This is a genomic window from Cellulomonas fengjieae (assembly GCF_018388465.1).
Lineage (GTDB): Bacteria > Actinomycetota > Actinomycetes > Actinomycetales > Cellulomonadaceae > Cellulomonas > Cellulomonas fengjieae.
This window is the reverse complement of record NZ_CP074404.1, coordinates 1,689,350-1,700,867: the sequence shown is the minus strand read 5'-3', so window position 1 is coordinate 1,700,867 and position 11,518 is coordinate 1,689,350. Positions and strand designations below refer to the sequence as shown.

General features: G+C 72.6%; 11 protein-coding genes. 2 read left to right on the top strand and 9 right to left on the bottom strand.

Features of this window, described 5'->3' with window-relative positions; genetic code table 11:
• Window positions 1-10 precede the first annotated feature (10 nt).
• Window positions 11-658: a TIGR03085 family metal-binding protein gene (locus tag KG102_RS07855; protein WP_208213640.1), complete on the top strand. Its 648-nt coding sequence runs from the start codon at window positions 11-13 to the stop codon at window positions 656-658.
• On the opposite strand, the gene KG102_RS07850 is transcribed toward KG102_RS07855, so the two are convergent.
• The 9 genes from KG102_RS07850 to KG102_RS07810 form a co-directional block, all read right to left on the bottom strand.
• A complete protein-coding gene (locus KG102_RS07850) occupies window positions 655-1,539 on the bottom strand; it encodes an FKBP-type peptidyl-prolyl cis-trans isomerase (RefSeq protein ID WP_208290064.1) in 885 nt (294 codons plus the stop codon). The genes KG102_RS07855 and KG102_RS07850 overlap by 4 nt on opposite strands.
• Window positions 1,540-1,619: 80 nt before the next feature.
• Window positions 1,620-2,981, bottom strand: coding sequence for a Pup--protein ligase (pafA, locus tag KG102_RS07845; protein ID WP_208213642.1), 1,362 nt, complete (start codon window positions 2,979-2,981; stop codon window positions 1,620-1,622).
• 49 nt (window positions 2,982-3,030) lie between these two features.
• Complete coding sequence (gene prcA, locus KG102_RS07840) at window positions 3,031-3,732, bottom strand: proteasome subunit alpha (RefSeq protein ID WP_208213643.1); 702 nt, start codon at window positions 3,730-3,732, stop codon at window positions 3,031-3,033.
• Window positions 3,729-4,574 (bottom strand): proteasome subunit beta, encoded by an 846-nt coding sequence (gene prcB / locus KG102_RS07835; RefSeq protein ID WP_208213644.1) that lies wholly within the window; start codon window positions 4,572-4,574, stop codon window positions 3,729-3,731. The genes prcA and prcB overlap by 4 nt, the downstream gene beginning before the upstream one ends.
• 6 nt (window positions 4,575-4,580) lie before the next feature.
• Entirely contained in the window at window positions 4,581-4,778 is a 198-nt protein-coding gene (locus KG102_RS07830; protein ID WP_208290065.1) for a ubiquitin-like protein Pup, read from the bottom strand.
• Between the two features lie 78 nt (window positions 4,779-4,856).
• A complete protein-coding gene (gene dop / locus KG102_RS07825) occupies window positions 4,857-6,494 on the bottom strand; it encodes a depupylase/deamidase Dop (protein WP_307802455.1) in 1,638 nt (545 codons plus the stop codon).
• A gap of 34 nt (window positions 6,495-6,528) precedes the next feature.
• Window positions 6,529-8,163 (bottom strand): proteasome ATPase, encoded by a 1,635-nt coding sequence (gene arc, locus KG102_RS07820; protein ID WP_208213646.1) that lies wholly within the window; start codon window positions 8,161-8,163, stop codon window positions 6,529-6,531.
• Between the two features lie 149 nt (window positions 8,164-8,312).
• Entirely contained in the window at window positions 8,313-9,326 is a 1,014-nt protein-coding gene (locus tag KG102_RS07815; RefSeq protein ID WP_208213647.1) for a tRNA (adenine-N1)-methyltransferase, read from the bottom strand.
• Between the two features lie 11 nt (window positions 9,327-9,337).
• The gene (locus KG102_RS07810; protein WP_208213648.1) at window positions 9,338-10,468 is read right to left on the bottom strand and encodes a site-2 protease family protein; all 1,131 of its coding nucleotides are present in this window, start codon (window positions 10,466-10,468) and stop codon (window positions 9,338-9,340) included.
• A 66-nt stretch (window positions 10,469-10,534) separates the two neighbouring features.
• Here KG102_RS07810 and KG102_RS07805 point away from each other — a divergent pair, with 66 nt between their 5' ends.
• Window positions 10,535-11,515: a RecB family exonuclease gene (locus tag KG102_RS07805; RefSeq protein ID WP_372438428.1), complete on the top strand. Its 981-nt coding sequence runs from the start codon at window positions 10,535-10,537 to the stop codon at window positions 11,513-11,515.
• The last annotated feature ends 3 nt before the right edge of the window (window positions 11,516-11,518 follow it).

Genomic DNA, 11,518 nt, shown 5'->3' with positions numbered 1-11,518 from the left:
TCCTGCGGGCATGACCTGGCACGAGATCGAGCGCGCACAGCTGACGCAGGCCCTCCTGGACGTGGCACCCGAGGCTCCGACCCTCTGCGAGGGCTGGCAGGCGCGGCACCTCGCCGCGCACGTGGTGCTCCGCGAGCGCTCCGCCGTGGTCGGCCTCGGGATCGCCGTGCCGGCGTTGTCCGCCCGCGCGGAGGCGGCCATCGAGCGGCTCGCCGACCGCGCCGTGACCGACGGCGAGTACCGGGACCTGGTCGCGCGCGTCGCGGACGGTCCCGCGCGCTGGCACCCGATCTCGTGGGCCGGTGAGCCCGCGAACCTCGTCGAGTTCTTCGTGCACACGGAGGACGTGCGTCGCGGGGGCGGTCCCGTGCCGGCGCGTGAGCTCGACCCGGACCACGTCGCGGCCCTGTGGTCGCAGCTGGTGCGGGGCGGGGGGCTACGCCTGCGCGGCGTGCCCGTGGGCGTCGTGCTCGTCCGCGACGACGGGATCCGGCACCGCCTGCGCTCCCCCCGTGCCGGGCACGGCACCGTCGTGGTGCGCGGTCCCGTCGCGGAGCTCGTCCTCTACCTCTTCGGCCGGGGCACGGCGGCGGACGTCCGGGTCGACGGGGACCCGGACGACGTCGCGTCGATCGAGGCCGTGCTGCCCTCGCGCTAGCTGCCGGCCTGCTCGGGGTGCCCGGTCGCCAGGATGTCGACCACGAAGGCCACCGTCTGGCCGGCCAGCTCCTCGCTCGCGGTCACGCCGAGTCCGTAGTCGGGCGGGACCACGAGCATCACCTGGCTGCCCACCGGCTGGTCGACGAGCCCCTCGGCCCACGCCTTGACGTCCTGCAGGGAGAACGACACGGGTAGGCCGTGTGTCCACGTCGAGTCGAACGCCTCGCCCGTGGTCCACGCGAAGCCGGTGTACTGCACGGTCACCACGTCGTTCGCCGCCACCTGGTCGCCGTTCCCGCGGATCAGCGGCTGACCGACGAGGATCGCCGGGGGCTCCGTCCCCGTCGGTGTGATGGTCGGGGCGCCCGACGCGTCCAGCGACACGGCCGGCAGGTCCGGGCGCGCGGGCACCGGCTGCCCGTCGGCGCGGGTGGGCAGCACGTCGACGACCGTCACCGTCGGGTAGTCGGACGCGCCGGACCCGCTGCCCGGGCTCACCTGCAGCAGGCGGGCACCGACCTTCTGGCCCCGCAGCGTCTCGTAGAGGTCCGTGCCGAGGTCCTCCTCGGTCAGCAGCATCGCCGTCGGGTTCGTGGAGTAGCTCTCCTTGACCAGGGAGGCGTCCGTGGCGTCCTCGAGCCAGAAGTCGATGAGCACCGGCGCCCCCTCGAGCAGCTCGGCACCGGTGCCGGGCCAGATCTGCTCGGTCCGCGTCACGTCGACGTGCAGCGGGGTGAGGTAGGTGATGGTCGGCGCCTCGCCGGGCTCACCGGACACCGTCACCGCGGCCGGCTCCGACGGGGGCGGAGTGCACCCCGCCAGGCTGAACAGCGCTACCGCCAGCACAACGACCAGTGCCCGGCCCTGCAGTCGTCGCACGTCGTTCCTTCCACGCTCCACGCGTCCCGGCGGCCGCCAGGACGCGTGACACTGTACGGCGCGACGCTGTCAGGGCCGTGCTACATGGACTCGATCAACCGGTCGACCCGGTCGTCGACGCTGCGGAACGGGTCCTTGCACAGGACGGTGCGCTGCGCCTGGTCGTTGAGCTTGAGGTGCACCCAGTCCACCGTGTAGTCGCGGCGGGCGTCCTGGGCGGCCCGCACGAAGTCGCCACGGAGCTTGGCGCGCGTGGTCTGCGGCGGGACCGCCGTGGCCTCGAATATCTCGAGGTCGGTGGTGACCCGCTCGACCAGACCCTTGGCCGCCAGCAGGTTGTAGAGCCCTTCGGTGCGCGAGATGTCGTGGTACGCCAGGTCGAGGCGCTGCACGCGGACGTCCGACATCTCCAGGTTGTGCTTGGCGCGGTAGCGCTCGATCAGCCGGTACTTGATGACCCAGTCCAGCTCGCGGTCGACCAGCGACAGGTCGCCGGTGCGCATCGCCCGCAGCCCGCGCTCCCACAGGTCGAGCACCTGCTTGTTCTCGGGGCTCGGACCCCCCTCGGACGCCAGGAACTCCGTCACCCGCGTGAGGTACTCCTCCTGCAGGTCGATCGCGGTGACCGTCCGGCCGTTCGCCATCGTGACCGGGTGCATGCCGGTCAGGTCGTGGCTGATCTCCCGGATCGCGCGGATCGGGTTCTCGAGCGCCATCTCCCGCATCGGGACGCCGGCCTCGATCATCCGCAGCAGCAGGTCCGTGGTGCCGACCTTGAGCATCGTCGTGGTCTCGGACATCGACGAGTCGCCGACGATGACGTGCAGGCGCCGGTAGTGCTCCGCGTCCGCGTGCGGCTCGTCGCGCGTGTTGATGATGGGCCGCGAGCGGGTGGTGGCGCTCGAGACCGCCTCCCAGATGTGGTCCGCGCGCTGCGACAGGCTGAACAGCGCTCCCCGCGGCGTGGTGAGCACCTTGCCGGCGCCCGTCAGGATCTGGCGCGTGATGAGGAAGGGCACCAGGACGTCCGACAGCCGCGAGAAGTCACCCTGCCGGCGCACCAGGTAGTTCTCGTGGCAGCCGTAGGAGTTGCCGGCGGAGTCGGTGTTGTTCTTGAACAGGTGGATCTTGCCGGGCAGACCCTCGTGCTCGAGCCGCTGCTGGGCGTCCGCGACCAGTCCCTCGAGGATGCGCTCACCGGCGCGGTCGTGCGTGACCAGCTGACGCACGTCGTCGCACTCGGCCGTCGCGTACTCGGGGTGCGACCCGACGTCGAGGTAGAGCCGCGACCCGTTGCGCAGGAACACGTTGGAGGAGCGGCCCCACGCGACGACCTTGCGGAACAGGTACCGCGCGACCTCGTCGGCCGACAGCCCGCGCCCGTCCTGGGCGGCGCACGTGACGCCGTACTCCGTCTCGAGGCCGAAGATCCGCCTGTCCATCGCCGTGCTCCCCTCCGTGGCCCGTGCCGTGCCCGTCAGTCGGTCGCCGTCAGTCCGTGCCCAGCAGGTCCTCGAGCAGCGGCCCGGCCAGCCGCCGGAACGTGCGGCGCGGCCGCGTGCGGTCGAGCACCGCGACCTCGAGCTGGGCCGCCGGGATGGAACGGGGCTGCGCTCCATCCTCCGTCGGGGAGCCGAGGGTCCGCACGGCGAGCGCGAGCACCTCGGGCAGGGAGAGGCCGGCCTGCCACTGCTCGGCCAGCAGCACACCGAGCCGCTCGGCCTGCCCTCCCATCACGACATAGCCGTGCTCGTCGGTCACCGACCCGTCGTAGGCGAGCCGGTAGATCTGGTCGCCCGCCGCCTCCCGCCCGACCTCGGCGACCACGAGCTCGACCTCGAGCGGCTTGGACTCCGTGGTGAACGACGTGCCGAGCGTCTGCGCGTACGCGTTCGCCAGGCCGCGAGCGGTCACGTCCTCGCGGTCGTAGGAGTAGCCGCGCAGGTCGGCGTACCGCACGCCGGCCACGCGCAGGTTCTCGAACTCGTTGTACTTGCCGACGGCCGCGAAGCCGATGCGGTCGTAGATCTCCGAGATCTTGTGCAGGGCACGCGAGGCGTTCTCGGTGGCGAACGCGATGCCGTCGTCGTACTGCAGGACCACGACCGAGCGCCCCCGGGCGATGCCCTTGCGCGCGTAGTCGGCCCGGTCCTTCATCAGCTGCTCGGGCGAGACGTAGAACGGCATGCTCATCGCGCACCTCCGCGGCTCTCGTGCGTGCGCCGGCGTTCCTGCTCGACCTGCGTGGCGACGGCAGCGAGCTCGTCGTCGGGCACGCGCAGGTAGCCCGACGCGGTCACGGTTGCGACCACCGGCCAGATCCGGCGCGTGTGGTCCGGCCCTCCGGTGGCGGAGTCGTCGTCGGCGGCGTCGACGAGCGCCTCGACGGCCACCCGGACCCCGGCGGCCGCGTCGAGGCCCGGGCGCCAGAGCTTCTTGAGCGAGCCGCGGGCGAACACCGAGCCGGACCCGACGGCGTGGTGGTCGTGCTCCTCGTACCGGCCGCCCGTCACGTCGTAGGAGAAGATGCGGCCGAGCCGGCGGTCGAGGTCGAAGCCGCCGAACAGCGGCACCACGGCCAGACCCTGCATCGCCAGGCCGAGGTGCCCGCGGATCATCGTCGCGAGCCGGTTGGCCTTGCCGTCGAGCGACAGCAGGCTGCCCTCGATCTTCTCGTAGTGCTCGAGCTCGAGCTGGAACAGCCGGACCAGCTCCACCGCGAGGCCCGCGGTGCCTGCGATGCCGACCGCCGAGTACTCGTCGGCCGGGAAGACCTTCTCGATCTCCCGGCTCGCGATCATCGAGCCCATGGTCGCGCGGCGGTCGCCGGCCATGACGACACCGCCGTCGAAGGTCAGCGCGACGATCGTCGTACCGTGCGGGGCCTGCACGTCCACGGTGGGCCGGTCAGCCGGCAGGAGCTGGGGCGCGTAGCTGGACAGGAAGTCGACGAACGACGCGGACCCGGGCGTCGTGAACGCGTGCGGCAACCGCCCGGACGATGACGAGGCGGGACCTGGTGTCGATGGGGCCATCGGCGCTCACTGCCCGCCCTTCTGAACGAACCCGCGCACGAACTGCTCCGCGTTGGACTCGAGGACGTCGTCGATCTCGTCGAGGAGGGCGTCCACCTCGGCGTCACGCGACTGGGCGTTCGCCGCGGCCGGGACGGGCGCGTCCGGACCGTCGTCCGGCTCGGCGTCCTCGCGGCGCGGGCGAACGTGTTCCTGACCAGCCATGGTGACCTCCCGAGGTGCCAGACGACGTGCTCAGGCCCACCCTAGGCCCATCTTCCGACGCTCCTCGTCCCGGTCCGGCTACGCGCCGAGCGCGTCCAGCAGCGCGGCGGCGTCGGGGCTGCGGTCCAGGAGCGCCCCGACGTGCGCGTACGTACCGCGCAGCGGGTCCCGCATGGGCACCCGCTGGAGCGTGGCGGCGCCCGGCACGTCGAACACGACGGAGTCCCAGCTGGCGGCCGAGATCTCCCCGCCGTACCGCGCCACGGCCTCTCCCCGGAAGTACGCCCGCGTGTCCTGGGGCGGGTGCACGACGGCGTCCGCCACCTCCTCGGCGTCGACCAGGAGCTCCACGGCACCCGCCTGGACCAGCCGGTGGTAGAGGCCGCGCTCGGGCCGCACGTCGGACCACTGCAGGTCCATCGCCGCCAGCCGCGGGTGGTCCCAGGCCAGCCGGTCGCGGCGCCGCATGCCCTCGATCAGGCGGAGCTTGGCCAGCCACTCCACCTCACGCGCGCACGAGGCCGGGTCCGAACCGAGCCGGTCCAGGATCGACTCCCAGCGGGCGAGGACGTCGGCGGTCTGGGGGTCGAGCTCCGACCCCGCGTGCGCCAGGGCGGCGGTGACCGCCGCGAGGTACTCGCGCTGCACCTCCAGGGCAGTCAGGTGGCGCCCGTCGGCGAGCTCGAGGGTCGCCGTGAGAGCGACGTCGTGGCTGACGACGTGCACGGCGTGCACGGGGTCCCGCAGCGTCAACCTCTCGATCGCCGCCAGCGCTCCGGCGGAGCCACCCTCCGCGACCGCCCGCTCGATGAGCCACAGCACCAGCGAGGTCGTTCCCAGCCGCAGGTAGGTCGCGACCTCGAGCATGGTCGCGTCGCCGATGATCACGTGCAGCCGACGCCACCGGTCCGGGTCCGCGTGCGGCTCGTCCCGCGTGTTGATGATCGGGCGGCGCAGCGTCGTCTCCAGCCCGACCTCGGCCTCCATGTAGTCGGCGCGCTGCGAGAGCTGGTAGCCGGGCTCCTCGCCGCGCTGGCCGAGGCCCACCCGGCCGGCGCCCGTGAACACCTGGCGGGTCACGAAGAACGGGATCAGCCGGGCCGCCAGGTCCTGGAACGGCACCGCGCGGTCCACCAGGTAGTTCTCGTGCATGCCGTAGGTCGCGCCCTTGCCGTCCACGTTGTTCTTGTAGAGCGCGACGTCGGGCAGCGCCGGCGTCGACGCGAGGGCGCGCACCGAGGCCAGCATGATCCGCTCGCCGGCACGGTCCCAGCGCACGGCGTCGAGCGGGTTGGTGACCTCCGGCGAGGAGTACTCCGGGTGCGCGTGGTCCACGTAGAGCCGGGCGCCGTTGGTCAGGATGACGTTGGCGGCGCCGGGGTCCTCGTACTCCTCGGTGGTCGCGCGGGGCAGGGCTTGCGGCCCGTCAGCAGATCGCCCGTCGGAGGACCGCTCGTCACCCGACGGCGCGGGCTTCCCCGGGTCGTCCGTCAGGATGGACGGGTGCGCCGAGGCACGCTGCAGGTGGAAGCCGCGAGCGTCGTGCAGCGGGTCCTCGTCGTCGTAGTCCCAGCGCGCCTTGGTCCGTGCGCCCTCGCGCGCGGCGGCGTGCACGGCGACGACGTGGCTCGAGAGCAGCATCGGGTTGGCCAGCGGGCGTCCGGGCTGGAGGATCCCGTACTCGGTCTCGATCCCCATCACACGGCGCACGGTCACGAGACCACCCTAGGACCGTGCGACCGGCGGTCGGTCAGAGGTACTGCCCCGTGCTGGTCACGTTCTCGATCGTGCGCGACCCCTCGGTGCCCTTCTTGCCCTGCACGATCGTGCGGATGAAGACGATGCGCTCGCCCTTCTTGCCCGAGATGCGCGCCCAGTCGTCCGGGTTGGTCGTGTTGGGCAGGTCCTCGTTCTCGCGGAACTCGTCCACGCACGCCGTCAGCAGGTGGTCGACGCGGATGCCCCGCTGGCCCGTGCTGAGGAAGTCCTTGATGGCGGACTTCTTGGCGCGGTCGACGACGTTCTGGATCATGGCGCCCGAGTTGAAGTCCTTGAAGTAGAGGACCTCCTTGTCGCCGCTCGCGTAGGTGACCTCGAGGAAGCGGTTCTCGTCGCTCTCGGTGTACATCCGCTCGACGACGCGCGTGATCATCGCCTCGACGGCCGCTGTGGTGGAGCCCGCGTGCTCGGCGATGTCGTCCGGGTGGATCGGCAGCGTCGGCACCAGGTACTTGCCGAAGATCTCCCGGGCGCCCTCCGCGTCGGGCCGCTCGATCTTGATCTTCACGTCGAGCCGACCGGGCCGCAGGATGGCGGGGTCGATCATGTCCTCGCGGTTCGACGCACCGATCACGATGACGTTCTCGAGCCGCTCCACACCGTCGATCTCGCTGAGCAGCTGCGGCACGATCGTCGTCTCCACGTCGCTGGAGACGCCCGTGCCGCGGGTACGGAACAGCGACTCCATCTCGTCGAAGAACACCACGACGGGGTGGCCCTGCGACGCCTTCTCGCGGGCCCGGGCGAAGATCAGCCGGATGTGGCGCTCCGTCTCCCCGACGTACTTGTTGAGCAGCTCCGGGCCCTTGACGTTGAGGAAGAAGCTCTTGGTGTCCGCGGTGTCCTCGCCGCGGGCCGCCGCCGCGGTGGCCGCGAGCGAGTGCGCGACCGCCTTGGCGATGAGCGTCTTGCCGCAGCCGGGCGGGCCGTACAGCAGCACACCCTTCGGCGGCTTGAGCCCGTGCTCGCGGAACAGCTCCGGGTGCAGGAACGGCAGCTCCACGGCGTCGCGGATCGCCTCGATCTGGGGTCCGAGACCGCCGATGTCCTCGTAGTCGATGTCCGGCACCTCTTCGAGCACCAGCTCCTCGACCTCGGCGCGCGGGATGACCTCGAAGACGAAGCCGCTGCGCGAGTCGATGGTCAGGGCGTCGCCGACGCGCACGTGCGCGTCGCGGACCTGCCCGGCGAACCGCACCACCCGCTCCTCGTCGCCGCGGCCGACCACCAGGGCGCGGTCGGCACCCAGCAGCTCCTTGACGCTGACGAGCTCGCCGACCTCCTCGTACCCGCCGGCCTCGACCACGGTCAGCGCCTCGTTGAGCATGACCTCCTGGCCGGGGCGCAGGCCGGAGACGTCGAGCGCCGGGCTGGCGCCCACGTGCATCTTGCGGCCGGAGGACACCACGTCGACGCTGCCGTCGGACCGGGCGGCCAGGAACGTCGCGTACGTGCCCGGCGGCTTGGCCAGGTCGTCCACCTGGCGCTTGAGGTCGATGATCTGCTCACGGGCCGCGACCAGGGCGTCGCTGAGCCGCTCGTTCTTGGCCGCGAGCACGCTCAGCTCGCGGTGCAGGTCCCGCCCAGTGGCTGCCGGATCGGTCATCTCGTCGGCCTCCGTTCCGCGTCGCAAGTGGTCGTCAGTGCGTCCCCACCGTGCACGGCTCTGTGCCTGCTGGTCCGACGACCCTAACCACCAGTGTCAACACACCAGGGCGCGACGCGCGCGCGGTTCTCGACGGGCGGACACCCGACCTAATCGACGGCCGGCGCCTGGCCCACGTCGCGGCGCGCCCGGCGCAGCTTCTTGTCGGAGACCAGCCGCTCCCCCATCGCCTCGGGCGACCACAGCTCGGAGTCGTCCACCGCGGGCGCGCCGTCCGGGGCCACCGGGTAGGCACCCTTGGCGGGCCGCCGACGACGCTGGGGGGCGTCGACGCCGTCCGCGAGGCGGCGCGTGGTCAGCAGGAAGCCCGTGTGGCCGATCATCCGGTGCTGCGGGCGCACCGCCAGCCCCTCCAGGTGCCAGCCGCGGACCATCGACTCCCACGCCTCGGGCTCGGTGTACCGGCCGTCGCTGCGGATGTCCTCGGCCAGCCGGGACAGCTGCGTGGTGGTCGCGACGTAGGCGATCAGCACGCCACCGGGTGCGAGCGCATGGGCCACCGCCTCGAGGTTCTCCCACGGGGCGAGCATGTCGAGCACCACGCGGTCGACGCTGGCGGGCTCGGCGACGGTCGGCAGGACGTCCGAGAGGTCGCCCACCGACAGCTCCCACGCCGGGTGCGGTCCGCCGAAGAAGCCCTCGACGTTCCCCCGGGCGATCGCCGCGAAGTCCTCGCGCCGCTCGATCGAGTGCAGGGAGCCCCCGTCGCCCACCGCACGCAGCAGGGACATGGTCAGGGCGCCGGAGCCGACGCCCGCCTCGATGACGCGCGCACCGGGGTAGATGTCGGCCATGGCGACGATCTGCCCGGAGTCCTTGGGGTAGACGACGGCGGCTCCGCGCGGCATGGACAGCACGTAGTCGGCGAGCAGCGGACGCACCGCGAGGTACTCGATGCCGGCCGTGTTGCGCACCACCGAACCCTCGGGCGCGCCCAGGAGCTGGTCGTGGCTGAGGTACCCGCGGTGGGTGTGGAAGGAGCCGCCCTCGGCGAGCGTGATCGTGTGCAGCCGGCCGCGGGGGTCGGTGAGCTGCACGCGGTCGCCCGCTCGGAGGAGGCCGCGGCGCTGCGCGGCCCCGGTGGACGTCTGGTCGGGGTTCACGGTGCCCGAGTCTAGGAGCGGATGGCGGCGACGACGTCCATCGCGCGGATCAGCCCGACCACGCGGCCGTCCACGACGGCAGCCGCGACCGGTGAGTGCTCGGTCGCGCGACCGACCGCCCCCACGAGTTCCTGCCCGGTCAGGCGCGCGTCGACCACCGCTCCTCCCGGCAGCGGGACGGCGACCGCGGTGACCGGTGTGGTGCCGGCCACGTCGGCGGGCACGGAGGCCGCGGCGGCCCGGTCGACGTACGCGGCCGGGCGGCCGTCGGGCGACAGGATCACGACCTCCTCGGCGCCGGCCGCGGCGGCGAGCGCTCCCGCGTGCGCGATCGACACGGTGTGCTCGACACCCACCGCCCGGCGACCCACCGACGCGGCCGTGATGAGCCCGACCGCCTTCTGCGTCCGCCCCCCGCGGACCGCGGCGGAGGCGCCCGACCACAGGAAGGCGCCGATGAGGCCGCCCCACACCATGTCGTAGAGCTCCGGCGGACGGCCCTGCGACCACGGCACCAGGAGCGCCCAGGCGAACACGCCGACGGCGACGACGCGCCCCACCCAGCCCGCGGCCACCGTCCCGGTGTGCCGGTTCTTGGTGGCCGCCCACACGGCTGCTTCCAGCAGGAAACCGCCGTCGAGCGGCAGCCCCGGGATCAGGTTGAACAGCCCGACGAAGGCGTTGGTGAGGCACCCCGACCAGATCAACAGCCCCACCAGGCTGGTCGCGTCCACGCCCTGAGCGATCGCGAAGAAGCCGGCGGCGAGCACCAGGTTGGCGAGCGGGCCGACCACCGCGATCAGCGCGCTGCTCGCGGGCGTCGGGGTGACGCCGCCGAAGGCCGTGTGCCCGCCCCACAGCGTGAGGACGAACTCGCGCGGCTGCTGCCCCCGGGCACGCGCCATGAGCCCGTGCGCGAGCTCGTGCACCAGGACGGAGGCGAAGAGGAGCACGACGAAGGCGAGGGCGACGACGTACACCAGCGCGCCGAGGTTCTCGGAGCGGGCGCGAACGGTGGGCGCGAAGATCAGGGTCAGCAGCACCGCGGCGATCAGCCAGGACGGAGCGAGGATGATCGGGGCGCCGACGACGCGGCCGATCACCCAGCCGGACCGTCGGGCGGGGGGGCGTGGGGAGCTCACCGTCCCAGAGTAGGTGGGTCGCTGATCCGCCGTGTCGGCGCTCGCGCCTACTCTCGTGGGGTGACCGTGCACGAGCTCGACCAGCCGTCCTCTGCCGACCTCGCCCCCGTGCTTCCCGCCGCGCTTCCCGCCGTGCTGCCCCCCGTCGACGCGGTCGCCGAGGCAGCCGCCGAGGAGGCGGTCGAGGTCGCGGTCGAGGCCGCGGTGACCGGTCGTCCGCCGTCCCGGCCGGGGCTGTCCCCCTCGCGGGCCAACGACTTCCTGCAGTGCCCCCAGCTCTTCCGGTTCCGCGTGATCGACCGCCTGCCGGAGCCGCCCAGCTCCGCGGCCGCGCGCGGCACGTTGGTGCACGCCGTCCTCGAGCACCTCTTCGACCTGCCCGCCCCCGAGCGCACGCTCGCGGCGGCGCACGCGCTCCTGCCGGACCAGTGGGCGACGCTCCTAGAGCGTTCCCCGGCGATCGGTGAGCTGTTCGCCGAGCCGGCGGACCTCGCTGAGTGGCTCACCAGTGCCGAGGCGCTGCTGGCGACGTACTTCACGCTCGAGGACCCGACCCGCATCGAACCCCGTGAGCGCGAGCTGCTCGTGTCCACCGAGCTCGACGAGGGCGGCCCGCAGCTGCGCGGGATCGTCGATCGCGTCGACGTGGCACCCAACGGCTGGGTGCGGGTGGTCGACTACAAGACCGGCCGCTCCCCGCGTGCGGGCTACGAGAGCTCGGCGCTCTTCCAGATGCGGTTCTACGCGTACGTGATCTGGCGCACCCGTGGCGTGCTGCCCAAGCGGCTGCAGCTGGAGTACCTGGGTGACGGTGTCGTCCTCACGCACGAGCCCACCGAGGTCGAGATGGCGACGGTCGAGGCGCGGGTGCGCTCCATCTGGGCGGGCATCGAGGATGCCGCCCGATCGGGCGACTGGCGCCCGCGCACCTCCAAGCTGTGCGACTGGTGCTCGTTCAAGTCGCTCTGCCCGGCGTTCGGCGGAACGCCCCCGCAGATCCCGGACGGCGCCGTCGAGCGGTCGATCGGCGTCGTCCCCGCGGCCTGAGTC

Coding starts and splice junctions, on each gene's coding strand:
- prcA (WP_208213643.1), bottom strand. CDS start 3,732: ATGAGCATGCCGTTCTACGTCTCGCCCGAGCAGCTGATGAAGGACCGG.
- arc (WP_208213646.1), bottom strand. CDS start 8,163: ATGACCGATCCGGCAGCCACTGGGCGGGACCTGCACCGCGAGCTGAGC.
- KG102_RS07855 (WP_208213640.1), top strand. CDS start 11: ATGACCTGGCACGAGATCGAGCGCGCACAGCTGACGCAGGCCCTCCTG.
- KG102_RS07830 (WP_208290065.1), bottom strand. CDS start 4,778: ATGGCTGGTCAGGAACACGTTCGCCCGCGCCGCGAGGACGCCGAGCCG.
- prcB (WP_208213644.1), bottom strand. CDS start 4,574: ATGGCCCCATCGACACCAGGTCCCGCCTCGTCATCGTCCGGGCGGTTG.
- pafA (WP_208213642.1), bottom strand. CDS start 2,981: ATGGACAGGCGGATCTTCGGCCTCGAGACGGAGTACGGCGTCACGTGC.